This is a genomic window from Mesorhizobium sp. 01N446, assembly GCF_056399285.1.
This window is the reverse complement of record NZ_JBFTRA010000004.1, coordinates 378,045-401,686: the sequence shown is the minus strand read 5'-3', so window position 1 is coordinate 401,686 and position 23,642 is coordinate 378,045. Positions and strand designations below refer to the sequence as shown.

22 protein-coding genes and 1 pseudogene are annotated in these 23,642 nt (G+C 60.9%); 9 read left to right on the top strand and 14 right to left on the bottom strand.

Features of this window, described 5'->3' with window-relative positions; genetic code table 11:
* Positions 1–65 precede the first annotated feature (65 nt).
* On the top strand, positions 66–620 hold the full coding sequence (locus AC1DPX_RS18820; protein ID WP_477238713.1) for a hypothetical protein: 555 nt from the start codon (positions 66–68) through the stop codon (positions 618–620).
* 212 nt (positions 621–832) lie between these two features.
* Here the strand turns inward: AC1DPX_RS18820 and AC1DPX_RS18815 are convergent, their stop codons facing one another.
* Positions 833–2,365: an alkaline phosphatase family protein gene (locus AC1DPX_RS18815; RefSeq protein ID WP_477238711.1), complete on the bottom strand. Its 1,533-nt coding sequence runs from the start codon at positions 2,363–2,365 to the stop codon at positions 833–835.
* Between the two features lie 349 nt (positions 2,366–2,714).
* Here AC1DPX_RS18815 and AC1DPX_RS18810 point away from each other — a divergent pair, with 349 nt between their 5' ends.
* The 4 genes from AC1DPX_RS18810 to AC1DPX_RS18795 all read left to right on the top strand — a co-directional run bounded on the left by AC1DPX_RS18810 (position 2,715) and on the right by AC1DPX_RS18795 (position 8,334).
* Positions 2,715–3,752 (top strand): efflux RND transporter periplasmic adaptor subunit, encoded by a 1,038-nt coding sequence (locus tag AC1DPX_RS18810; RefSeq protein ID WP_477238709.1) that lies wholly within the window; start codon positions 2,715–2,717, stop codon positions 3,750–3,752.
* Positions 3,749–6,955: an efflux RND transporter permease subunit gene (locus tag AC1DPX_RS18805; protein WP_477238707.1), complete on the top strand. Its 3,207-nt coding sequence runs from the start codon at positions 3,749–3,751 to the stop codon at positions 6,953–6,955. The genes AC1DPX_RS18810 and AC1DPX_RS18805 overlap by 4 nt, the downstream gene beginning before the upstream one ends.
* Positions 6,956–6,993: 38 nt before the next feature.
* Positions 6,994–7,182, top strand: coding sequence for a hypothetical protein (locus AC1DPX_RS18800; RefSeq protein WP_477238705.1), 189 nt, complete (start codon positions 6,994–6,996; stop codon positions 7,180–7,182).
* Positions 7,183–7,461: 279 nt separating this feature from the next.
* Entirely contained in the window at positions 7,462–8,334 is an 873-nt protein-coding gene (locus AC1DPX_RS18795; protein ID WP_477238703.1) for a protein-L-isoaspartate O-methyltransferase family protein, read from the top strand.
* An 80-nt stretch (positions 8,335–8,414) separates the two neighbouring features.
* Here the strand turns inward: AC1DPX_RS18795 and AC1DPX_RS18790 are convergent, their stop codons facing one another.
* Complete coding sequence (locus AC1DPX_RS18790) at positions 8,415–8,915, bottom strand: DUF2127 domain-containing protein (protein ID WP_477238701.1); 501 nt, start codon at positions 8,913–8,915, stop codon at positions 8,415–8,417.
* Between the two features lie 60 nt (positions 8,916–8,975).
* On the opposite strand from AC1DPX_RS18790, the gene AC1DPX_RS18785 reads away from it, so the two are divergent.
* Positions 8,976–9,224 (top strand): hypothetical protein, encoded by a 249-nt coding sequence (locus AC1DPX_RS18785; RefSeq protein ID WP_477238699.1) that lies wholly within the window; start codon positions 8,976–8,978, stop codon positions 9,222–9,224.
* A complete protein-coding gene (locus AC1DPX_RS18780; RefSeq protein ID WP_477238849.1) occupies positions 9,221–9,496 on the top strand; it encodes a phosphatase PAP2 family protein in 276 nt (91 codons plus the stop codon). Before AC1DPX_RS18785 ends, AC1DPX_RS18780 begins: the two co-directional genes overlap by 4 nt.
* An 80-nt stretch (positions 9,497–9,576) precedes the next feature.
* Here the strand turns inward: AC1DPX_RS18780 and AC1DPX_RS18775 are convergent, their stop codons facing one another.
* The 9 genes from AC1DPX_RS18775 to AC1DPX_RS18735 form a co-directional block, all read right to left on the bottom strand.
* Positions 9,577–9,831, bottom strand: coding sequence for a DUF1344 domain-containing protein (locus AC1DPX_RS18775; RefSeq protein ID WP_127385859.1), 255 nt, complete (start codon positions 9,829–9,831; stop codon positions 9,577–9,579).
* 182 nt (positions 9,832–10,013) lie between these two features.
* A complete protein-coding gene (locus AC1DPX_RS18770) occupies positions 10,014–12,668 on the bottom strand; it encodes an FtsX-like permease family protein (protein WP_477238697.1) in 2,655 nt (884 codons plus the stop codon).
* Positions 12,665–13,345 carry an ABC transporter ATP-binding protein gene (locus tag AC1DPX_RS18765; RefSeq protein WP_477238695.1) on the bottom strand — a complete coding sequence of 227 codons (681 nt, stop codon included), beginning with the start codon at positions 13,343–13,345 and terminating at the stop codon, positions 12,665–12,667. The genes AC1DPX_RS18770 and AC1DPX_RS18765 overlap by 4 nt, the downstream gene beginning before the upstream one ends.
* Positions 13,338–14,000, bottom strand: a complete 663-nt coding sequence (locus AC1DPX_RS18760; RefSeq protein WP_477238693.1) for an ABC transporter ATP-binding protein — start codon at positions 13,998–14,000, stop codon at positions 13,338–13,340. Before AC1DPX_RS18760 ends, AC1DPX_RS18765 begins: the two co-directional genes overlap by 8 nt.
* A gap of 1 nt (position 14,001) precedes the next feature.
* On the bottom strand, positions 14,002–14,601 hold the full coding sequence (locus tag AC1DPX_RS18755; RefSeq protein WP_477238691.1) for a hypothetical protein: 600 nt from the start codon (positions 14,599–14,601) through the stop codon (positions 14,002–14,004).
* Between the two features lie 127 nt (positions 14,602–14,728).
* A complete protein-coding gene (locus AC1DPX_RS18750) occupies positions 14,729–16,090 on the bottom strand; it encodes a sensor histidine kinase (protein ID WP_477238689.1) in 1,362 nt (453 codons plus the stop codon).
* The gene (locus AC1DPX_RS18745; RefSeq protein ID WP_477238687.1) at positions 16,083–16,754 is read right to left on the bottom strand and encodes a winged helix-turn-helix domain-containing protein; all 672 of its coding nucleotides are present in this window, start codon (positions 16,752–16,754) and stop codon (positions 16,083–16,085) included. Before AC1DPX_RS18745 ends, AC1DPX_RS18750 begins: the two co-directional genes overlap by 8 nt.
* Before the next feature lie 158 nt (positions 16,755–16,912).
* Positions 16,913–17,707: a COG4705 family protein gene (locus AC1DPX_RS18740; protein WP_477238685.1), complete on the bottom strand. Its 795-nt coding sequence runs from the start codon at positions 17,705–17,707 to the stop codon at positions 16,913–16,915.
* Between the two features lie 42 nt (positions 17,708–17,749).
* A complete protein-coding gene (locus AC1DPX_RS18735) occupies positions 17,750–18,007 on the bottom strand; it encodes a hypothetical protein (protein ID WP_477238683.1) in 258 nt (85 codons plus the stop codon).
* Between the two features lie 363 nt (positions 18,008–18,370).
* On the opposite strand from AC1DPX_RS18735, the pseudogene AC1DPX_RS18730 reads away from it, so the two are divergent.
* Positions 18,371–18,637 (top strand): annotated as a pseudogene (locus AC1DPX_RS18730) (DUF736 domain-containing protein); the annotation flags it as partial.
* 90 nt (positions 18,638–18,727) lie between these two features.
* Here the strand turns inward: AC1DPX_RS18730 and AC1DPX_RS18725 are convergent.
* The 3 genes from AC1DPX_RS18725 to AC1DPX_RS18715 all read right to left on the bottom strand — a co-directional run bounded on the left by AC1DPX_RS18725 (position 18,728) and on the right by AC1DPX_RS18715 (position 20,384).
* Positions 18,728–19,258: a Ros/MucR family transcriptional regulator gene (locus AC1DPX_RS18725; RefSeq protein WP_477238681.1), complete on the bottom strand. Its 531-nt coding sequence runs from the start codon at positions 19,256–19,258 to the stop codon at positions 18,728–18,730.
* A gap of 549 nt (positions 19,259–19,807) precedes the next feature.
* Positions 19,808–20,056 carry a conjugal transfer protein TraD gene (locus tag AC1DPX_RS18720; RefSeq protein ID WP_477238679.1) on the bottom strand — a complete coding sequence of 83 codons (249 nt, stop codon included), beginning with the start codon at positions 20,054–20,056 and terminating at the stop codon, positions 19,808–19,810.
* A 1-nt stretch (position 20,057) separates the two neighbouring features.
* Complete coding sequence (locus AC1DPX_RS18715; protein WP_477238847.1) at positions 20,058–20,384, bottom strand: conjugal transfer protein TraD; 327 nt, start codon at positions 20,382–20,384, stop codon at positions 20,058–20,060.
* A 172-nt stretch (positions 20,385–20,556) separates the two neighbouring features.
* Here AC1DPX_RS18715 and traA point away from each other — a divergent pair, with 172 nt between their 5' ends.
* Positions 20,557–23,604, top strand: a complete 3,048-nt coding sequence (gene traA, locus AC1DPX_RS18710) for a Ti-type conjugative transfer relaxase TraA (protein WP_477238677.1) — start codon at positions 20,557–20,559, stop codon at positions 23,602–23,604.
* Positions 23,605–23,642: the final 38 nt, after the last annotated feature.

Genomic DNA, 23,642 nt, shown 5'->3' with positions numbered 1-23,642 from the left:
GGGGTTCGAGCGAGCCAACAGAGATAACCGACTTAGTCCAATGCTAACCTCAGGCAGGCGATACGATGCCAAACAAGCTTATAATGATCATTCGTCATGCCGAAAAGCCGATCCCAGGTGGTCTGGACCTCGGGGTTACTGAACTGGGCGAAAATGATCCTGCGTCATTGACGGTGCGCGGCTGGCAACGCGCAGGAGGCCTTTGCCGGTTTTTTTACGCGCCGCCTCTACCTCTGGGCAGGCCAGCGTCAATTGTTGCGTCGGGCACGATCAAAAGAGATGATTCCGGCACTCGAAGCAAGCGGCCTAGCCAAACTATCACTCCCCTGGCAAGGCGCCTTGGTCTTGAACCGGATGTCACTCATTCAAAAGGCCAAGAGCAGTTAGCTGCGGATGCCATTCGTACAGCCCAATCACCGGTATTGGTTAGCTGGCAACACGAGTCTATTCCTGCTCTGGCCGTCGCGATTGCCGGCGGCACAGGGATCGCTCCGCAATCATGGCCCGATGAAGATTACAGCAGCATCTGGGTACTGGAAGCAGACGAGGCAAATGTCTGGTCTTTCTCGCGGGAACGCCAGGCACTCCTGGATGGCGATGACACCAGTCAACTGAGTTGAGTGTCTGCTTTGGGCCAGCATCCTACCGTCGGCTGGTGGGCCGTTCGTATTAACATGGGGGCCAGTTATCCGGCGCGTCATGATCGCAGCCTGCCATCAGTGACGCGGTCACCTTTCTGCAAAAAATCTGATCGCAAACAAATGGGCTGATCACAAACTGTTGGCCGCCGGGCATGCCCGGCGACCATTCGTGAAACGGTATGCCCCTGGGCTCAGAAGGGTGTCGCGGGCAACTCCTGGGTGCCTTCGAGCTTCACGGCCTGGAGTTCATTAGCGTTGTAGCCAAGAGCCCGCAGGATCGTGGGAGCGACCTGCGTCGTCTGCACCAGGGCCGGCACCGACCGCGGCTTGAGCGAAGGACTGCTGATGAGAAGCGCCACGTTGCGATCGTTCGCATTGGCGCCGCCGTGCTCGGCAATCTTCGAACCGGACGTGTAGACCACACCCGGATTGACCGTGGCTATGAAGTCCGGCGTACGGCTGTCGGTGGCCGGATCCCGATAGGCGAGGGCAAGGGCATTCGGCGGCTGGATCTGGGCGATGCCTTCAGCCTTGCTGGATTTCTCGAGATAATCCTGCGCCGCCGCGAGGTTCTTGACCCTGTCTTGCGCTTTGAGCCAGATCAGCGCGGCGTCGTCGGCGATGTGGAAGGCGTAACCCGGTGTCTTTGTGTACGGATCGTCGTCCAGCGGCTGGAACGTCGCGGGGTCGATGGGCGACTGGCCATGCTTCGAGGCAAGTATGATCAGCGTCGAGTCGGCGAGATGATTGTTTTTGAGTGCGGCCATCAGCTTGCCGAGGGCGCCGTCGACATAGGCGAGCTGCCCGGCAAGACCATTGTTCGGCGCGCCGCTGGCATCCAGATAGCCGCCCACCAGTCCGGCCTCGTCGCCGGGACCGGACTTGGGCAGCTTCTGCCCCACGCTCACCGCCTGGAAATTCATGCCGAAAAGCGTGGGAACCGCTACGTGATGCGCGCCGGTGCTGTCGAGGCCCTTGATTTCGTTGATCACCGCATGCACCCGCGCTTCATCGAAGTCGCGCTCGGCCTTGAAGCTGCCCGTCGTCTTGACCTTGGTGCCGGGAATCAAGCTGTCCTGTTCCAATGCGTAGAGGTCGTCGACGCCTTTGCCCGAAGGTCCGTTCAGCCATTCATAGGCCGGATGCTTGTCGGACCAGGCCGTGCGGCCGCCATGCGCTTTCACGATTTCGAAGACGTTGTTGACCCGCACGAAATCATGCGGATAGACCACCGAGCATTTGCCGTTGATCAGCGTCATCGGCAGCTTTGCCGGGTCGATCTGGCTGCGGTAATCGCCTGGCTTGCCACCACCATCAAGGCGCGTCGAATCGACGTCGATGTTCTCGGCGAAGGCCACCTCGGCACCCGGCTCGCCCTTGCAATCCGAGGCCGGCGCGAAATAGGTGCGGTCGTAGCTGTCGTCGTAGAACACGCCCGTCGACTTGGGCGTGCCGCCGGTTACCTGTGCCACGAGGCCAGGAAACGAGTCGGACGGGGCGCTAGTCAGCGCATTCGGATAGAAAATCCCGGTACCGGCGAGCGTGGCGATCGCGCTTTTCGGGTTCGCGGCGACATAGTTTGCCAGGTCGAGTGCATGGAGCCCGTCGATACTGATGAGCAGGACGTGCTTGTAGGGTGCGGCGTTGGCGCTAGAAACAGACAGCGCGCCCGCCAACGCCATCGTGAGCGTGCCGGCGGCCAGCGCCAGAGATAGCATTTTCATGGAAGGGTCCCTCATGTCGCGGCCAGCGATGGATCAAGAAATAGGCGCGAGGGACCGAGGATAGGTGCGGGCACATGACAGGTTGATGAAGAAGCGGTGGCAGGGACCTTACGGATTGGTAAGGCGGCGGTGATGGCGCGGAAAGGTCGCCTCCGGTAGATACAGGTCACAGGACCGTGGTTTGTCAGGAACTCGCATCACATCCATTGTCGAGTCCACGACCTAGAGCCGGACGGACGAAAGACCGCGTATGATCGCCGACTGGTGCAAGGCCTCCCGAATCCTCCGGGCCGCTGCCTTTGGCTTGCTGAGTCTGGGTGCCGCAAGCGCCTCGGCCGTCGTTTGCGCATTGGCGGCGGACGCCGCCATTCCGGTGGTCGCGGATGTGGCGAGCCGCGGCGATGTTCCGGTATTTCTGGTCGGCCTTGGCTCGGTTGCGCCGCTCCACAGCGTGACCGTGACAAGCCGTATCGACGGACAGCTCCTCAAGCTCGACTTCACCGATGGCCAGAACGTGCATGCTGGCGACCTGCTTGCTGAGATCGACCCGGACCCTCTGCAGGCCGCCCTTGCGCAGGCACAGGCCAACAAGACGAGGGACGACGTGGCGCTGGCAAACGCCAGGCTCGACCTTGCCCGGGCACAAACGCTGACCACCAAAGGGGTCGGCTCGACTCAGGCGTTTGACACGGCAAAGGCCGCCGTGGCGCAGCTGGAAGCGACCGTCAAGGTCGACCAGGCCGCCATCGATATCCAGCAGATCCAGCTGCGCTTCACGCAGATACGCTCGCCGCTGGATGGCCGCGCCGGCATCCATATGGTCGATGCCGGAAACATCGTCCGCGCCAGCGACACGGGCGGCATCGTGCGCATCAGCCAGATCCACCCGATCGCCGTCGATTTCTCCCTGCCGTCCACCGATCTTCCCCGCATCCAGGCCGTGATGAAGGCTGGCGATGCCCCCGTGGTGGTGCAGGACAATGGCGGCCAGCAACTGGCGACTGGCCGGCTGGGCGTTGTCGACAACCAGATCAACAGCGCCACGGCGACGATCCGAATACGCGCCGTCTTCGACAATGCCGACGACCTGTTGTGGCCGGGGCAATTCGTCAATGTCCGCGTCCAGGTCGAACTGCAGCGTGGCGTGGTCACGGTTCCGGTGACGGCGATCGTGCGCGGTCCGGACGGGACGTATGCTTTCGTCGTCGGCAAGGACAGGCACATCGTCAAACGGCCGGTGACGGTTGCATATTCGAATGCCGAGCTTGCCGTCGTCGGCGAAGGCGTTCAGCCCGGCGACATCGTCGTCACCGACGGCCAGTACCGCATCCAGGAAGGAGACCTGGTCGACGTCACCGGTCCGGCCCAGGCGGCACTCGCGCCATGAACATATCCGCGCCCTTCATCCTCCGGCCGATCGCCACCACGCTGCTGGCCATCGGCGTGACCCTGGTCGGACTGGTGGCGTATTTCCTACTACCGATCGCCGGCGTGCCGCAGGTCGACATCCCGACGCTGCAGGTATCGGCCAACCTGCCGGGGTCGAACGCCGAGACGATGGCGACGACGGTCGCGGCACCGCTGGAAAGGCAGCTGGCACTGATTTCGGGCGTGACATCGATCAGTTCGAGCAGCTCGCTCGGGCGCACCTCGATCCAGGTCGAGTTCGACCTCGACCGCAGCCTCGACGGCGCCGCGCAGGACGTGCAGGCCGCGATCAGCGCCGCCAGCGGCGATCTGCCGAAGGACCTTCCCAGTCCGCCGACCTACGAGAAGGCCAATCCGGCCGACGCGCAGCTGATGTCGATCGCCGTCACCTCCACCGACCTACCGATCGACAAGGTCGACGGCTATGTCGAGAACTACCTGGCGCTGCAGCTGTCGCGGATCACCGGCGTCGGGCTTGTCGACTTCCATGGCGAACAGAAATCGGCGGTCCGCATCCAGGTAAACCCGTCGGCGGCGGCCGCGCTCGGCCTCAGCCTCGAGGACATTCGCGCGGCGATATCGAGCGCCAGCGTCAACGCCCCCAAAGGCACGCTGAACGGCCCACGGCAATCGCTGACGCTCGCCGCCACCGACCAGCTGTCCAACGCGGCCTCGTTCAATTCGGTGATCATCGCCTATCGCAACGGCGCGCCCGTTCGGGTCAGCGACATCGGCGCGGCAATAGATGGCGTCGAGGACATCAGACAGGCGGCGTGGCTCGGCAGCAAGAGGGCCGTCATCATGGACGTCCACAAACAGCCCGGCTTCAACATCAACCAGACTGTGCAGTTGATCAAGGACGCGCTGCCCGAGCTTCAGCGCACGCTGCCGCCGTCCGTCAAACTGCAGATCCTGGGCGACCGCACCCAGACGATAAGGGCCTCGGTTGGCGAGGTTCAATTCACCATGGCGATCAGTGTCAGCCTGGTGGTGCTGGTCATCTTCCTGTTCCTGCGGCATGTGCGCGCCACGCTCATCCCCAGCATCACCATTCCGGTGTCGCTCTTGTGCACCTGCGCGGTGATGTACCTGCTCGGCTATACGATCGACAATGTGTCGCTGATGGCGCTGACCATTGCCGTCGGCTTCATCATCGACGATGCCATCGTCATGGTGGAGAACATCATCCGTCATATCGAAAATGGCGACGCGCCGCTGCAGGCGGCGCTCAGCGGATCGCGCGAGATCGGCTTCACCATCATCTCGATGACGCTGTCGCTGGTCGCCGTCTTCATTCCACTGCTCTTGATGGGCGGGCTGATCGGCAGGCTGTTCCGCGAATTCGCGGTCGCCGTCAGCATCGCCATCATGATGTCGGGACTGATTTCGCTGACGCTGACGCCGATGATGTGCGGCAGGCTTTTGAAGCCGATCGACCACACCGCCCGCGAGAACATCGCCTCGCGGGCGCTGGAATCCGCCTTTGCCGGCATGCTGCACGTCTATGAGACCGGCCTGCGCTGGGTGCTGCGCCACAAGCCGGTGATGCTGCTGTTCATGGCGGCGACGCTTGGCGCTACCGTCTATCTCTACCAGATCATCCCGAAGGGATTTTTCCCGCAGCAGGACAACGGCACCATTTCCGGTAGTTCCGAAGCGGCGCAGGACATCTCCTACGACGCCATGGTGCAGCGCCAGCATGAGCTGGCCAAGGTGGTGACCGCCGACCCAGACGTGCAGACGGTTTACTACTGGGTCGGCGCCAACCCGACCGTCAACAGCGGCCGGCTGATGATCGACCTGAAGCCGCTGCGCGAGCGCCATTCGACGGCGACGCAGGTGATCAATCGCCTGCGCAAGGCGGCGGCCAAGGTCGAGGGCATCGCCCTGTTCGGCCAGGCCCGCCAGGACGTGCAGATCGGCGCGCGGGTCAGCAAGACGCAGTACCAGTACACGCTGCAGGATCCCGACGTGAACGAGCTGTTCAAATGGGCGCCGATCATGCTGGCCAAATTGCAGACCTTGCCCGAATTGCAGGACGTGACGGGCGATCTGCAGGCGAGCGCACCGAGGATGACGCTGAAGATCGACCGCGACCTGATCGGCCAGCTAGACATCACGCCGCAGGCCGTCGACGACACGCTGTACGACGCCTTCGGCCAGCGCCAGGTGGCGACGATCTTCACCCAGCTCGACCAGCATCATGTCGTGCTGGAGCTGCAGCCGCGGTTCCAGGAGGACGCCTCGGCGCTGGCGCGGCTATTCGTGCGCTCCGGCACTAGCGGGCAGATGGTGCCGCTGTCGGCGCTGGCGCATTACGAGACGTCGGTGTCGCCGCTKACGATCAACCACCAGGACCAGTTCCCTGCGGTGACGCTGTCGTTCAACCTGGCGGCCGGCCATTCGCTGGGCGACGCGATATCAGCGATCCAGAAGCTCGAACAGTCGATGATCCTGCCGCCGACGCTGACGACGCGCTACCAAGGCTCGGCCAAGGTGTTCCAGTCTTCGCTGGCCAACCAGCCCTACCTGATCCTGGCGGCGATCATCGCCGTCTATATCGTGCTTGGCATCCTCTATGAGAGCTTCGTGCATCCGCTCACCATCCTGTCGACGCTGCCGTCCGCGGGCGTCGGCGCCTTTCTGGCGCTGATGGCGTTCGGTTATGATTTTTCGCTGATCGCGCTGATCGGCGTCATCCTGCTGGTCGGCATCGTCAAGAAGAACGCCATCATGATGATCGACTTCGCGCTGGAGGGCGAGCGGCGACGAAACATGACGGCGGAGGATGCCATCTACCAGGCCTGCATCCTGCGCTTCCGGCCGATCATGATGACGACCATGGCGGCACTGCTCGGCGGCCTGCCGCTGGCGCTGGGCAGCGGCGCCGGCTCCGAGCTGCGCCGGCCGCTGGGCATCGCCATTGTCGGCGGCCTGCTCCTGTCGCAGTTCCTGACGCTCTACACCACGCCCGTCATCTACATCTACCTCAGCCGGTTCAGCCATATCAGGTGGTTCTGGCGCCGCAAGCCCGCCCCCGAAATCGTTGCGCAAGTCCGGCGCCGACGTGCAATCTCCACCAGTCCAGCAGCGGAAATTCAGGACGACGACCGCCTTCGCGCGAAGCAGCGAGAGCTTGTATCAAGCGCAAGACCGGGCTGAGGGATCGGCCCCTTCTAGTGACACGGATGCTAGCCGGAATGAGCGCGTACGCCGACGTTTCGCAGGCCGAGGCGCAAGGCGGTGCTGAACAAATCACAGGCGACGATAGCAACCGCTTCGCGCATTGCCTGTCGGCCGGGTTTACCACCGCAGCAAAAAGCACGTGGGTCGGAGCACTTTACTTGGTCATCGTACTTAAACGGCGCGCAATGGCCACGGCAGACTGACAAATGCAAAGTGTGAAGGTCGGTGCGTGTTGGCGGCAAGGAATGGCGCCAACCTTACGGTTTTGTATGGTTCCGGCAATATCGCCTCAAACCATCCTATGTATGTTTCATACATTGGAGCTGTCGTGATGAAGTCAATGCTCGTCTACGGTTAGCCAAACCGACTCATGGCGTCGGGTGCAAGGGTTGGAATCCCGTGGCAGGACATCCAATGCTGGAAGTGGGCAATGGATCTGCGGCATTGCTCAACGGTCCCCCGCTCTGGAAGGGTCAAACGCCATGGTGCTCAGCCGACGCGAATTGATGCTCTACGGTGCCGGACTAGTGGCCTCCTCGGCTTTCTCGGCCCGGGCCGAGGCCAAGGTCCAGGTGCCGCTGACGGATGGCCCTCCGTTGACGAGCAAGGCTGACTACATTCAGTGGATGCAGAAGAATCGAGGCGAGACGGCCAATTTCCTGGGCCAGCGCTGGGACCGTTTCGAACAGCTGATTGCCCACAAAGATGTGTGGGACGATCGGAACAAGCGCGCCTACCTGTTGACGCCGCGCGAACGCTTCGTCACCAAGGCGAACATCGCGCGCGCCTACGAATGGCACTATCTCGATATCGGCTATGGCGTCACCATCACCGGCCCGCACACCGTTGCCCGTATGACTAATTCCATCGACGTGCTCCATGGTGACAAGGTGCTGGAGATCGGCACCGGCTCTGGATACCAGTCCGCCTATCTCTCCTATCTCACCGACAAGGTCTATTCGATCGAGATCATCAAGCCGCTGGCCGCCCGAACTCGTGGCATCTATGACGGGCTCATCGCTGATGGCTACACCGAATACCAGCACATCTCGACCCACACCGGTGACGGCTATTACGGCCTGAAGGAAGAGGCGCCGTTCGACAGGATCATCGTCACCTGCGGCATCGATCACATCCCGCCACCTCTTCTGCAGCAGCTGCGACCCAATGGGCTGATGGTCATTCCTGTCGGACCGCCCGGCGCCCAGCATGTGCTCAAGGTCACCAAGAAACAGGCCGCGGACGGCAGCATCGCCGTCGCGCGTTCCGACATCTATCAAGGCGGAACCCTGTCTTTCGTGCCCTTAACCAAGCTCGGCGAGTCGGGGATCGTTGGCACCCACAATGGCGGCTGACGAGGCGTGCCGTGCCGGCATTGCCTGGAAACATGCGCCGGTCTTTTTCGACCAAGCCCTGCGCCAACCACGCAAGCGGATTATCCTTGCGGGGCATTTTTGCCAATGGCAGCCAATTTGTGAGACCTAACGAGTCGGTATTCGTGCCAGATCAACACCATAACGAATAAATCGAAAATAGTGAGAATGACCAACCCCGCTGATCCCGTATGGCTGAACCGATACATCTGATAGGCAATAAACAACCCCAGGACGATCAAGGAGGCCGGATATGCCCATAACTGGTTTTTCAACAAGGCGACAACGAGGGCAATTATTACGATCCCGTGATTGAGAAGATAGAATGCGTAAAAATGCTGGCTGGTGACCGAGAAGTTGCTCGCCAGCATCATCAGGTGGCTGGCGATGAAATCATGGGGATCCTCAACAAGCTCGTCCTGTGTCAGTCTATTGGCCAGGGAAACGATGACGTTGGTGCTGACGAACGCCAGTACGATGCCGCCTACGCATTCCACGAGCGCGTGTGCGCCCTTGAGCAGCAGGCTGACCTCGAAGATCTGATGGACGCGATGCTCGTTCATGGGTCTCCTGATTGGTAACAAACAACGATAAGGCAATTTCATGGACGTGGCGATTACGCAATGATCAACGCGGCAGCGGGAACCAACCCTGTGCTGGACAGGATGATGGTCGGGGTGACGACGTTTGGTGTTCCGCTTCTCATCGCCTGCGTAGCCCTTCAATGGTGGAGTAGGACGGACCGGGTGGATATTCGCCATGCGACGATCGTAGCGGGACTGTCGTTCTTGACCGGGCTTGGCGCCAACCAGATCATCCTGCTTTTTGCACACCGCATGCGCCCGTATGAGGCTGGAATCACCATCTCATAATCCCGACAACTGCCGACTGGTCGTTTCCTTCGGATCACGCGACGGCAGCCTTCGCGATCGTTGCCGCTTTCGCGCTACAGGCCTTGGCCGGCCGAGCTCTCATCTTCGGCTTGATGGCGGTGCTGGTTGCCTGGTCCCGGGTTTACGTCGGAACCCACTATATGACGGACGTCTTTGGCGGAGCGCTCATGGGCATCTGCGCCGCTGGGCTGGTGTCCATACTCTACCGGGAGGGCAACCCGCTTGACCGGATTGCAACAGGGATCCTGTAAGCGGTCTTGATTCCCGACATGGGCATCCGCCGGATTAAAGGACCGGATCGGCACAGCCGACCCGGTCCGTTTGGCGAGGCCTACTTGGCTTGGTGAATGCTCGAAACCGACAGTTTGCCGGCCTTGGCAGTGTAGGTAATACTTACCTTCTCACCGACTTTGAGCGTCTCGGCTTCGATGCCTTCCGGGAGGGTGAAGGTCTGCCCGTCGGACAACGTGATCGAGTCGCCATTCTTGTCGACGCTGGTGATCGTGCCGGTGGTTGCCTTGGCGAAGGCGCCAGTGGAAGTGGCGACGGCCAGCACCATTGCAGTAGCCATGATTGATTTCTTCATTTTCAATTCCTTGTTGGGTTGTGTGTGCCGCAAGGGGCCTCGAGCCCGGCGCGGCAGCTAGGGCGATCCAGAGAAGGTTGGCTTCCGGATCATCTCTCTCACCTTGAGAGGATGGCATGAGCCTAGGCCTCAGAGTTTTCGGGGGAATGGCCGTGGCTTTACAATTAGGTAAGCCTGGGCTTTTAGATATCCCGCAAGTGCTCTGCGTCGTGCCCCGGCGAGGGCCTCGCGGACAGGACCGCGATGACTACCGATGCGATCACAAGACTGAGTACGATCGCCAGGTAGGTCCATGGAATCGAAAGCGCCTCGGGCGGAGGATCGAACACCCCGGTCAGCAGTTTGACCAGCATCCAAGCGGTCATGAGACCCGATGCCAGACCGAACACGATGCCGCCGGCAACAACGACGAGCGCCTCACTCCACAGGAATGCGGCCAACTGCCGAGGCTTGGCACCGACGGCACTGAGAATGGCGAAGTTCCGACGCCTTTCACTGAATCCCAACGCTAGCATCAGCCCGGCCGCAGTTGCCGCCATGACCACAGAAAACCCGAGTTCGATCGTCGTCAATCCGCCGAGGTCGACTGCCGTGAGACTCGAACCGATGAGGTGCTTCGCCTGGCTGATATCGGAAACTTTCAACGACGGATCTTGAGCGACTGCCGATGAGACCTGTCGTGCTAGTGCGACAGGATCGCCTTTTGCTCTCATCAACACGTATTCGAAGGCATTCGACCCTGTCATCTGGGCGACATAAGCCGCGTTGGCGACGAGGAACGAATCCTTCGGCGCCGTCGGAAATTCGCGCGCCACACCGATGAATTTGAATGGAACTGGATGATACTGGTGGTCTCCCGCGCTCAAGAGCCGCAAGTTGATCGTGTCGCCTTGCTGGAGCTGGAAGTCCTGGACCGTCTCCTCCGACACGAGCACGCCGTCGGGTGTTGAAGCGAGCCGGTGCAAAATGGCGGCCGCACTGCCGCCGCTGAAATAAGCGTCGGACAGGTTTGTCGCGCGTTCGATGCGGAGAGGGTCGATGCCGTAGAGATCCTGCAGATCGGCTCCAACGTAGGCGAAGCGATGCTGCATGGGTTCGACCGCGGCAGCTTCTGGCGACGTCGCCAGGAGGCTCAGTTGTTTCCCTGCCGGCCTGTCCGAAGTCCCGAACACAGTGACGTCGGAGCCATTGGTCAGCTCGGCATCGACGCGGGCCTGTGCGTTGTAAGTGGTGTTGAAGATGGCGGTTGACGTGGCGAATGATATCGCCAGCGCGGTCATCGCGATGCCGATGGTCAAGCGCCGTGGCTGTCTCGACAAGGCCGCCGACACGACGGAAGCCAGAGGCCCTGAGACCGGCCTCACGATACCGCGCAACATGATGCCGTTGCGCGAGATGATCGCAGCCGAAAGACGGATGGTGAGCAGGGCTATGCCGAGCCAGAACAGCGCCGGCGCTATGAACGCCTTGTAGTCGACCGCTGTCGCGGCGACGCCTTCAGGGGCGAGTACGATCTGATATCCGGTGCTCGCCGACTGCCAGAAGAACAGTCCGGCGGCGGCCAGCAGTATCAAGTCTAACCACAGGCGCTGCCAAAGGGGCGTTCTCGTGCGGACGACAACGTGACGGGCAGAACTTACCGTGATCCAACGCGCGTCGCGCCAGGCCGGCCACAGAAAGGCAGTGAAGCCCAGCAACAATCCCACTCCCACGACAAAAACCAGCATCGGAACGCTGACGGACGACGTTTCGAGCATACCGGGAACCAGAATGCCGAAGAGCACGGTGCCAGCAAGACCGATGGCGGTGCCGCCAAGCGCTGCTATCGCAGCTTCGGTGGCCGACAAGGACATGATTGTGCCGGTGGTGGCGCCACGAACGCGGAGCAGGGCCTGTTCGATGCGCCGGCGTGCGGCGCCTGACGATGTCACGGCAAAGGTGAGGACCACGGCCAGTGCGATACCGGGCAGGCCAAGAAACAGGAACAGGACGGAGGCGTAGAGCGCGTCCTGGCGTACGGCGTCAAGGCGCGCACCGAGATTGTTGGCGACCAGGGCTTGACCCGCGACCTTCGCTTCAAAGTTCTTCTGCGCGCCGGTAACGAAATTGTATGCTGAAACCGGGTCGGGCGGCAGCGTGGGGTGATCAAGTCGCACATGCAACTGCAGCCTGGCGGTGTCAGGGCGCATTATCTGCTGAGCTTCAAACAAGTGCTGCCAGTCTTGCGGCGGCAGGATCAGCACGTTGTCCGGTGGCGCCTGGGGGGCTGCCTGGGGTGGCAAGCCCACCGCCTGGAACAGGGAATCCGCATCGGGCAGATCAATCACGCCGGCGACCTTGACGTTTGCCGAAGGCAGCCCGATCCGCCTAATCGAGATCATGTCGCCAGGGCCAACGTGAAGGTTGGCCGCCGTTTGCTGGGCGACTAGCACGCCCGTGGCATCCCCGGCAAGGGGTCGCACTTCCGTTGGGAAGTCCTTCAAATAGCCACTGTCGAAGGCCACGACTTGCCCCGGTCCCGTGGTCTGCGTTGTCCCTCCAGTCTGCGCCTCAAAACCTGCGACATCGGCATAGCGGACGCGGTGGACAGTCTTCACGCCTGCGGCGTCACTTAAGGCCTTGCCGACAAGGTCGGGATCGGCTCCTGGGATCACCTGCACCTGCCAATCGATGGGAACGGCCGAGATGGCGCGGGCCGTCATGGAGTTGCCGGCGTTGACGAGGAAAAGGCCCACCACGGCAAGGAGCATCACTGCCAGGGCCACGCCGGCGGTTGAGCCGGCGACGCGCAGGAAACGGCGGGCGAGTATCCCACGGACCCAGAGAAGATACATCATGCCGCCTCGTTTCTGCGACGACCACTAACAAGCCGTCCATGGTCCATTGTCCAGCGCGTCGCCATCCGGGCGGCCACAGCCTCATCATGGGTCGCGATGACGAGGGCCACGTCTGTGCCTTCCAATCCTTTGAGAAGGACGTCAACGAACAGTTGCGCCGTCACGCTGTCCAACTGCCCTGTCGGCTCGTCTGCCAGAATGAGTTTTGGCCCAATTACAAGCGCGCGGGCCATTGCCACTCGCTGTGCCTGTCCTCCTGACAACTCCTCTGGCAATTTGTCGGCGACCTCGGCAAGGCCAAAGGCGTCAAGTAGCGACATCGCCGAGGCGTTGTCCGTGGGGACTTTGCCGCCCAATATCAGCGGCAATTCGACATTCTGAACCGCTGTGAGCGCTGGAAACAGGCTAGGGGTCTGGAATACGAATCCGATGTGACGCGGCCTCAGTTCCTCGAACGAACCGAGGCCGGGCCATTCCACAGTGCCCGCTGTCGGCTTGTCCAGTCCGCCAAGAATATGCAGCAGGGTGGACTTGCCGCTGCCGGAGGGTCCAACCAGGGCAATGCGCGCACCACTGACGATTTCGCAGTCGACGTCGCTCAGAACCCTGACCAGGCCGGCGTTTCCATCGCGGAAGTCTCGGCCGAGGCCTTTGCCAACAACGAGTGTCTCACTCACTGACAATCCTCCCGTCTTTTAGTCTGACGATCCGGTCGGCTCTGTGCGCCAGCGCTTCGCTGTGCGTTGCCAGCAGCGTTGCCAATCCCGCCTCGCGTCGCGCCTCGAAATGGCCCATGAGCTTGGATTCCGTCTCGCGATCGACTTCGGCGGTTGGTTCATCGGCAACCAGAATGGGAGGGTCGGCGGCCAAGGCTACGGCGAGCCCCGCACGCGCCGTTTCGCCACCGGACAGCTGGGTTGAGAATGCCGTTGCACGGTGCGAAAGGCCGACACCTTCCAGGAGGGCGGCTAGTCGCTTTTCGTCCGGTTTTCCGGCCAGGAGCATCTGGAAGCGAAGGTTCTGTTCGACAGTCAGATGTCCGTACAGGTTCCCAGACTGCAGGAGGATGCCGAAACTGGCGGCGCGGATGCGTGTGCGTTCAGCCTCCGATCGCCGGGTCAAACGCATCCCGGACACTTCCACATGGCCGCCATCAGGCTCGTCCAGCCCAGTTAGGCAGGATAGAAGCGTGGACTTGCCACTCCCCGACGGCCCGGTCAGTGCAACAATCTCGCCGGCGGAGAGCTGGAAACTGACGCCGCGCAGTGCAGCTGTCTCGTCATCCCCGATGTGGAAGAACCGGTAGAGCTCATGCGCTTCAAGGACGCGCATGTCACTTCCACTTAAACGAGTTGGACATCAGCTGCCATTGATCGACATTGTCCGCGCCCTTGGGCGCATAGAGTTCAAGCGTGACCAGCTTGCCATCCTTGAAATAGAGGTAGCGCTCGTTCTCGAGCCGGATTTGCTTGTTGGTGACGGCGTTGGGCTCGGAATTGGATGTGTAGACGATGCGGATTGCTGGACCTGCCGGCAGCTTGACCTCCTTGACTGCGGTGACCTTTACGGCGCGCTCGGCCTTCTCCAGCTCCGGAACAGACGTTGCCTTGGCGCTCTCGACCGTCGGCGCGGTGGCTGCCTTGGACGCAGAGACAACAACGCCGTCGAGCTTATCGATGAAGCTTGCGCCGTCGGCACGATCCGATCGCGCCCAGCCCTCCGGCACCTTCATCGTAAAACCCTGTGAGGATGCGTAGTCGATGAAGACCTGGGAGTCCGGGATATCTCCGGGAGGGTTCTTTTCCGCCGGGATAGCCTTTTCAGCGGCCACGGCCTGGCCGCCGATAGCTGGAAAAAATGCCCCAATGCTTCCCAAGGCCAGGGCGAGCGTCAAAGTAGGCAGAGTGCGGGTCGTTGAAGATTTACGTTTCATAATTGTTGCGACCTTTCCAATTGAACAGACACTGCGTTCAATCTACCGCATCAAACTTACAGCGAGGTCGCCGCCCCTATACGGATCGGTAAGCTTCCCAAGGCGGCCTCCGTGCCTGCACAGTTGATTAATCGGCTGCTGGAAAGCTCACGATAACTGCCAGGCCAGGCCCAGAGTCTTCAAGCGCTATGGTCGCGCCATGCAAGTCAGCTATTGCCCTCACAAGGCTGAGTCCGAGACCGCTCCCCGGCGTGGTCCGGCTGGTGTCAAGTCGGTAAAGCCTCTGGAAAACCTTTTCGCGCTCTTCGACGGGAATGCCTGGCCCGTTGTCGCGGACGGTCGCGAGGATGCGACCCGACCGCCGCGCTGTCGATAACCGGATGAGCGTGCCTTCGGGACAGTGCCTCAGGGCATTTTCCGCCAAGTTCGCGAACATCTGGGTCAGAAGTTCCCGATCTCCATGGATTTGGGCTGCCCCGGCTTGTAGAGGCGCTGCCGACAGCGACTTGCCGTCATCCTCCGCAACGTCGGCATAGACCTCAACAATAGCGTCAACAACGCTGTTGAGATCCAGGTCCGAAAACCGCGCCTTGCGCGCCCCGGCCTCAATCTGGGCAATACGAAGCAGCGCGTCGAACGTCTCATTAATCTCAAGGCCCTCGGCTCGGGCCTCTGCGAGTTCTTCGGCCACGGTCTGGCCCAGTTCGGTTTTTACGATCGCCATGTCCAATATCATCTGCAGCCGGTTCAGTGGAGTTTTCAAGTCGTGCGCGATGTTAGCGCTGACCTGTTTCATACCGTCGACGAGGGCCGAAAGGCGATCAAGCGCGGCGTTAACCTGTCCAGAAACCACGTCGATGTCGTCCCCGTTTCCGATCAGCGGGATGCGGGCGCTGAGCCGGCCGTGTGACACATCCACCATCGTCGCAGCAATCCCGTCCAGTCGTCGCTGGACCCGGGATGCGAGCAGGGCACCTCCGATCACGGCGAGGCCTGTGACGATGAGTGTTCCCCAGCCAAAACTCATAAGGACGATGGTCTCCAGCTCCTCGGTTTCGGAAAGGCTGAAGGCAATTGTCAGGTTGTTTCCTCCGATCGACCCTGAATAGGCCCGATACCGCGCGTCTGACGTTACCTCCGGCGTCTGAGTACTGACTATTGAAAATCCCTCGGGAAGGGCGGTCGCGATGAAGTTTCCGGCGAGATGCTTGCCGCTCGAGCCTGTAAGTGAATAAAGCCGTTCATTCTTGGTACTGAGGTTGGAGTGGCTGTCGACTGTGGAAACTAGATCTTCCAAATCGTTCGCGGCGTAAGTCTCCGCGACCACCGAATAGGTTTCGCTGATGGACTCGTCGAGCCGGTCGGCCAAGTCGAGACTCATCAGGCGATAAACGATGCCGCCGGAGACAACGAAGGCGAGCACGAACAGGAATGCAAACGTCAATGCAAGCCGAAAAGGCGTGCTCCGAAAAAGCCTGACATTAGGCATGCAGGCTGTAGCCGGTATGGCGGACCGTATGGATAAGCTGACTTTCGAAAGGCTTGTCAATTTTGGTCCTCAGCCGACTGATATGAGTCTCGACCACGCTGGTCTTGGGGTCGAAATGGAAGTCCCAGACACGTTCAAGGAGCATCGTCCTTGTGATGACCCGCCCTTCGCCACGCAGAAGTACCTCAAGCAGGCTGAATTCCCGTGGCTGGAGGTCGATTGTCTGGCCGCCGCGCGTAACACGGCGCATGATCAGGTCCATCTCCAGGTCGGCGACCCGCAAGGTGGTCTTCTGGTCTTGGGCAGCCGGCCGGCGACCTAGGGCGTTGACGCGGGCGAGTAGCTCGGAAAAGGCGAATGGCTTCACGAGATAATCGTCCCCGCCCGCTTCCAGTCCTTCGACGCGGTCGTCGAGGCCACCGACCGACGTCAGGAAAATAGCGGGCGTCCGCACACCGGCGGCGCGGGCTGCCTTGATCATGGAAAGGCCGTCGAGGCCAGGAACCATCCGGTCGGCGACAATCACGTCGTAAGTACTGCTCGTTGCAGCAAACAGGGCGTCGTGTCCGTTGACCAAGATATCGCAGACGTGACCGGCCTCCGACAGACCGTTGGCGATATATTGTGACGTTCTAGCGTCGTCCTCTAAAATAAGAATTCTCATTGTTAGTCCTCCCCTGCCCATATGAATATCAGAGCAGTATACCGGCTGGCGACGTGCCGCCAGCCGTTTGCGGTTGGACCAAGATCTTGTTGCTATTACCTTTTTCTGAGCCGGTACGGCTTCCATGTCGGAGCAAGATATTCACCAACCCAAGTCGATTAATCTGTCTCGACCAAGCCTTCGCTGAGCGGCACATCGCGCCTCTTCACGCTCATGTAGAAGACAAGGGCGGCTATGCAGCCGAGGAAGATCACGCTCGTTAAGGTCGTGCCAAAACCCAAGCCACCATATTCAAAGGGTTGCGACAGCAAGTCACCAAACGAGGCGCCCAAAGGCCTTGTCAGGATATACGCAAGCCAGAAAGCGAAGATCCCATTCAGCTTGAATACATAGTAGGCCAGGGCGATCACGGCGATCACACCACCAAACAACAGGCCGGTCGTCAGATAGCCCATGTTGAAGGTTTCGGCGACCAGATCTCCTGCGGCGGTTCCCAGCGAGAACGTAAAGAGGATTGCCAGCCAATAGAAAACTTCACGTTTGGTCGTGTAGATGGTGTGGATCGACAGTGTTCTTTCGCTGGCGTACCAGACGGCAAATGTGGCAGCGAGAACGACGCTGAACGCCACCGTCGTCGTTTCCAGGCGGACGCCGAAATTGTCGACGAGATTGTCGGTAACCAGCGTACCCACGACGCTGATCAGCACAACAGCTAGCCAATAGGCCCAGGGAACGTAGCGCTTCTGCGCGAACTGGAAGACCAGGGCGACCAGCAGGACACCAGTCATGATCAGCGATGTCATCGTCAGCCCGAGGCCGAGGTTGACGGCGAGGTAGTCCGCCGCCGTTTCACCCATGGTCACGGCCATGAGTTTGATCAGCCAGAAGTCGACGGTGACGTCCGGTACACGGTTTGCGGCCCGTTGGACCGGTTGATAGGTTGAGATCGGCATGATGGTGTCCTGTGATCGAGGCGTTGATTGTTGTCGGCTAGCCTACTTGCCCATGACTTTCATGGCCTGGGTGAAGAAGTCGTCCGCACGCTTGTCGTCGTCAGCATTGCACCGCTCGATGCCTTTGGTCTCGAGATCGGTAATCTTGGCCTTATCCGCGTCGCTCGTCTTTGCGGTGGCTTCGGTTGCGCGCAGCGTCTTGAGCATTTCCTCGCACGGCACATTGGCCGCGAACGCAGACGACATCGGGACGACAAGAACAAGCGTGCCGAGGGCAAAGGCGAGAGTCAGATTCTTCATGCGTGATTTCCTTCTTCGGAACCGGTCTGCCGGCTCATGGTTCAATATCCGTCAGCTGAAGCAGCCGACATCAGCAGGATAGGGCGCTGACTTCACCTCAACCTGTCCGGCGAGTTACCGTTTTGTAATAAATCCATCCGCGCGGGTAAAATGCGGCATGTTGACTGCGACGTCGGGAAAACACCTCAAACCGTTGCATTCTCTATTCTGATAGGGTTACACGGTGTGGCATGAGGCAATCGATTTTATTACCGCTGACAGCATTAAAAAATGTAAGAAGTTGGCCACTCTATCAGAGGCCATAATGTTTTATCGGACATTATTCACGTTTGACCGGGTGGTCTGGTCACTTTCTGCCTCAGGATAGGAGGACACGTATGGACAAGCCCCACAAGACGGCCAGCATATGTCTCTCCGGCCGACGGGGACAATGAAAAGGGTCCGGACTTCCGCATCTTCGCCGGCGCCACCGAGTTCGGGGCGGCATGGAATAAGACCTCGCGCGAAGGACGCGACTACCACTCCGTCAAGCTCGACGATCCCAGCTTCGCCGCTCCGATCTACGCGAGCCTGGTCGAGACCGACAACGAGGGCGACTTCTCGCTCATCTGGTCCCGCCGCACCGCAGAGTTACCCTACAAAACACGAAGCCCCGCGGCAAGGCGGGGCTTCGCCATGTTCAGGTCAGCCGCAGCCTAGGCCTCTGTCAGATGCAGCAGGTTACGCTTTGGCCCGCGCCTTGCGCGCCTTCTTCATCGGCGACTGGATGGCCGCCGCAGTGGTTCTCGCTGCCGCCGCCCGCACGGCCGGTTTGCGTTTTTCCGCCGCGGCAGACGTGGGCGTCGCCGCCTTGCGCCCGAGCCCTATTGATTTCGCCAGAGCCGACCGGGTAGCCGCGTAGTTCGGCGCCACCATCGGATAGTCGGACGGCAGGTTCCATTTCTGCCGGTATTCGTCGGGGGTCAGGTTGAAGTGCTGAAGGTGCCGCTTGAGCGATTTGAATTTCTTTCCGTCTTCCAGACAGATGATGAAGTCAGGTGTCACCGATTTCTTGATCGAAACTGCCGGGTCCTGTTTTAGCACAGGTTCTACCGCCGGCGTGCCGATGCCATTCAGGGCGGCATGGATGTCGCCGATTAGTTTCGGCAACTCGCCAACCGGTACTGGATTGTTCGATACATAGGCGGCGACAATGTCAGCCGTTATCGACACGGTATCCAGTTTGTTGCCTTGCTCGAGAGCAGTGGTCATATGATTTCCCTTTTTTGTATCGGATGAATTGAGCGACGTTTGATTTTTCTGCCCTGCCCACGACGCAAATAGTACATTTCTTCGTTAAATCCACCTCTCTTACGCAACATGACAAGAGTAAGTTTCGCTTCTGTCGTCCCATCGGCTGGGATGCTTTTGCCTATCTCATCTAAAGCGAGGAGCTTCCTTCAGTTTTCCGCCCGTTCCAGCTGTGCAGAGCAATGCCGCTGGCTCGCACCCTGGCTACAGAGTTTCTATCAACGCGCAGTGTGCACGATCGCATCTTTGTAGCGTGGGAGGTTTCGAGGGGAACACGATCTGGCATTTGAAGTTTGCTCATAAGGGAGCGCCTGCTTTGACGAGCTTCGCCCACTCAAGCCTTGCGCCCTTCATCATCTGGATCAAGGCTCGCGAGATAGGATTTTCGCCGGTAGCGACGAAGATCGCGAAAGCTTCCCGCGCAAGCGCTTGACTGCGGCGTCGGCGCTGACGCATCGGCGGAGATCTACTGTTCGGGCTCGTGCCGAGCGCTGCTCGCTCCAACTGTGGCTACGTTCGCGGTCCCATCTGCTCTTCACACCGTTCAGCATCGAACGCCTGCCTACCCTTCGCAGTCCATAATCGTTGGGCTTGCTCGCCTTCATGGCTTTGCAGCTTGGCGGCGATCCAGAGCATCGCGCCGTAGATCGTAGCGCGATCGTCATTGGTGAGCTCTACGATGCCCGCCTTGACGACGAGCCCACCGAGTTCGATCAGATGTCGGGTGCGATTGCGTCGCTCGACCTGCCACGTGCGCATGTCATTGCGAACCTGTGCCGCCTGCCGGCGATTGTGGGCCGCCCGATTGCGCCGAAGCGCTGAGAGGGTTGCGCTGAGATGCCGGAGCAGCTCGCCGGGACCCGCTCTCGAAAAACATCACCCCACGCTTGGCCCATGCCTCACGCTTTGAGGTGTCTTTCGTCTCTGCGAGTGCGACGAGCGCGCCGGCAAGTTCATCGGTGCTGAGCTGATCGGCGCCGGTGGCGATCACCAGTTCGCCAAGTTGCTGCACCTTTCGCGTTTTGAGCTCGCGCGCTTTGTCTTCCAGCGCCTTCAGTTCGGCGTCGAAGTCCCGCGGTTTTCGCATGGTTGTCTCCATCTGACGTCAATGCGGCAATGATAGGCGAGAGCTTGCCGGAAGGCTTCGGGGTTGCCGGGACAGTCTGGCACGCGCCGGTCCATCCCGAGATTTTTTCGAGGGAGGGCGCGCTTATACGTCGTGCCGACGTGCGCTTTGACGTGCAAATGATCTGGTCGCGATGGCGATCTATCATCTTCACGTCAAGGTCATTGGCCGCAAGGCAGGCTCGAGCGCGGTGGCGTCGGCCGCCTACCGCTCGGCTTCACGGCTATGTGACGAGCGGATCGAACGCAGCCATGATTTCTCCGCCAAGCGCGGTGTCGTCCATTCCGAGGTGATGCTGCCGGAGGATGCACCGGAGGCCTGGAGCGACCGCGAACGGCTGTGGAACGATGTCGAGGCGTTCGAGGGGCGCAAGGACGCGCAGCTTGCCCGCGAGGTCGAGTTTGCGCTCCCACGCGAGCTGAGTCAGGCGCAAGGCATCGAGTTGGCGCGGGACTTTGTTCAGGCCGAATTTGTCAGCAAGGGCATGGTCGCTGATCTCAATGTGCACTGGGACAGGGCAGAGGATGGCAGTCCCAAGCCGCATGCTCATGTCATGCTCACCATGCGGTCCGTGGACGAGAATGGTTTTGGTCCCAAGGTTCGAGACTGGAATGCTACCCAGCTGGTCGAGCGCTGGCGCGAGCGATGGGCGGATCTGGCCAATGAGCGCCTGGCCGAACTCGACATCGACGCCCGCATCGATCATCGTAGTCTGGAAGCGCAGGGCATTGCCCTGGAGCCGCAAACGCAGATTGGTGCACCCGCTCAACGCATTGAGGGCAATGGCCTAGACGCTGGTGACATTGAAGCAGATCGCGCCGAGTTGCATCGCGAGATCGCGCGCAACAATGGTGCGCGCATCATTGCGGATCCATCCGTGGCGCTGGATGCCATCACGCATCAGCAATCGACGTTCATCCGAAAAGACATTGCGAAGTTCTCGCATCGGCACAGCGATGGAATGGAGCAGTTCAACGCGGTGATCACAGCCATCACCAACGCACCCGATCTGGTCGAACTCGGCAAGGACGGACGCGGCGAAGACCGGTTCACCACAAGGCAGATGATCGAGACCGAGCAGCGCCTTCACCGCGCTGCGGAACGTCTCGATTTGGACGAGCGACACGCGGTGAGTGACGCACATCGCGAGGCAGCGCTGGCGCGGGCTGCGCAACGCGGGCTTATCCTTTCGGGCGAGCAGACCGACGCGCTTGCGCACATCACCGAAGGTCGCGGTCTTGGTGTCGTTATCGGCTTTGCCGGGACGGGCAAGAGCGCCATGCTGGGCGTTGCGCGCCAGGCATGGGCAGCGGCGGGCTACGAGGTTCGAGGTGCCGCACTCTCCGGCATTGCCGCTGAGAATCTGGAAGGCGGTTCAGGCATCCCGTCACGCACCATCGCCAGTATGGAGCATGGCTGGGGACAGGGCCGCGATCTGCTTGCCGCCCGCAATGTCCTGGTTATCGATGAGGCCGGCATGGTCGGCACGCGCCAGTTGGAGCGCGTGCTTTCCCATGCGGCGGACGCTGGCGCGAAAGTCGTGCTCGTCGGCGATCCGCAGCAGTTGCAGGCGATCGAAGCCGGCGCTGCATTCCGCTCGATTCACGAGCGACATGGCGGCGTCGAAATCGGCCAGGTGCGCCGGCAGCGCGAGGACTGGCAGCGTGATGCCACGCGCGATCTGGCAACCGGCAGGATCGGCGCCGCAATCAACGCCTACGACGCGCAAGGCATGGTGCATCAGGCCGCAACGCGCGACGAAGCGCGGAATGAACTCGTTGAGCGCTGGGATCGAGACAGGCATGAGCATCCAGAGGCAAGCCGGATCATTCTCACCCATACAAACGATGAGGTGCGCGCCCTGAACCAGGCAGCGCGCGAGCGCATGCGCACTGCTGGCGATCTCGGCGACGAAGTGCAAGTGACTGTCGAACGTGGTCCAAGAAACTTCGCCAGCGGCGATCGCGTCATGTTCCTGCGCAACGAGCGCGGGCTTGGCGTCAAGAACGGCACGCTTGGCATCGTGGAGGAAGTCAGCACACAGAGCATAACCGTGCGCACCGATGACGCCAGATCGGTTCGCTTCGACCTCAAAGACTATGCCCACATCGACCACGGCTATGCCGCGACCATTCACAAGGCGCAGGGCATGACCGTTGACCGGACCCATGTGCTCGCTACGCCGGGCATGGATGCACATGGCAGCTACGTTGCTCTGTCTCGGCATCGAGATGGCACGGAGTTGCATTACGGCAGCGATGACTTCGCCACCCGCGAACGCCTCGTCCGGACGCTGTCACGGGACCGCGCCAAGGACATGGCGTCGGATTACGAGCAGGTCGACCCGGCGCAGACCTATGCCGAGCGGCGCGGCATCACGTTCCGCGATCGCGTGGTCGAGATCGTGCGTCGGATCGTACCGGAGAAGCTGCGCGACAGGATTGGCGGATTGCTGGATGGGTTGCGCTCACCTGGAGACGGCGACCCCAGCCAGGAAGGTGGGCGCGGGCCGGGAAGGGAGAATGTTGCGGCGCTGAGGGCGGACGTCGGCGCTTCGCCCCGGACAGCGGCTCCCGTCAGGGGAACGCAGCGTGATCCGGATGTTTCGGTGGACGGGGAAGCGGCGCTGCGCAGCGCTCGCACCAAGGCGCTCGTCCGTCACGCCCGTGCGCTCGACGCGATCCTCAGTACTGGAAATGCGGACGGGCAGGGCAGTCCCGAGCAGATGCGCGAATTGACGGATGCCCGTAGCGCTTTCGAGAAGGTTCGGCCGCTTGGCTGGCGAGATGCCGAAGCGGCCTACGTCAAGAATCCCGAGTTGGTTCGCGAAGCGGGCGCCGGCCGCGTCAGCCGCATCGTGCTTGCTCTCCAGCTTGAAACGGAAACCCGCACCGGGATGGACATCGATCCCGGCCGCAGCGCCGACCGTTTCGTGGAACGCTGGCAGAAGCTCCACCGGACAAGCCAAGATCAATACCAGGCCGGCGACATGGCCGGCTACAAGTCAACGCGCGCGGCCATGTCCGATATGGCCAAGAGCCTCGAACGCGATCCGCAGCTGGAATCCCTCCTTGCTAATCATAAGAAAGCGCTTGGCATCGAGGTCGAATCCGGCCGGCGTCTGGGTTTAGAACTCGCGTTCAATCACGGCATCGGTAAGGGGCGGGGTATTGGGATCTAAGGCATGCCGATTTGCCGCCGTTCCCACGCCCTAGCTCA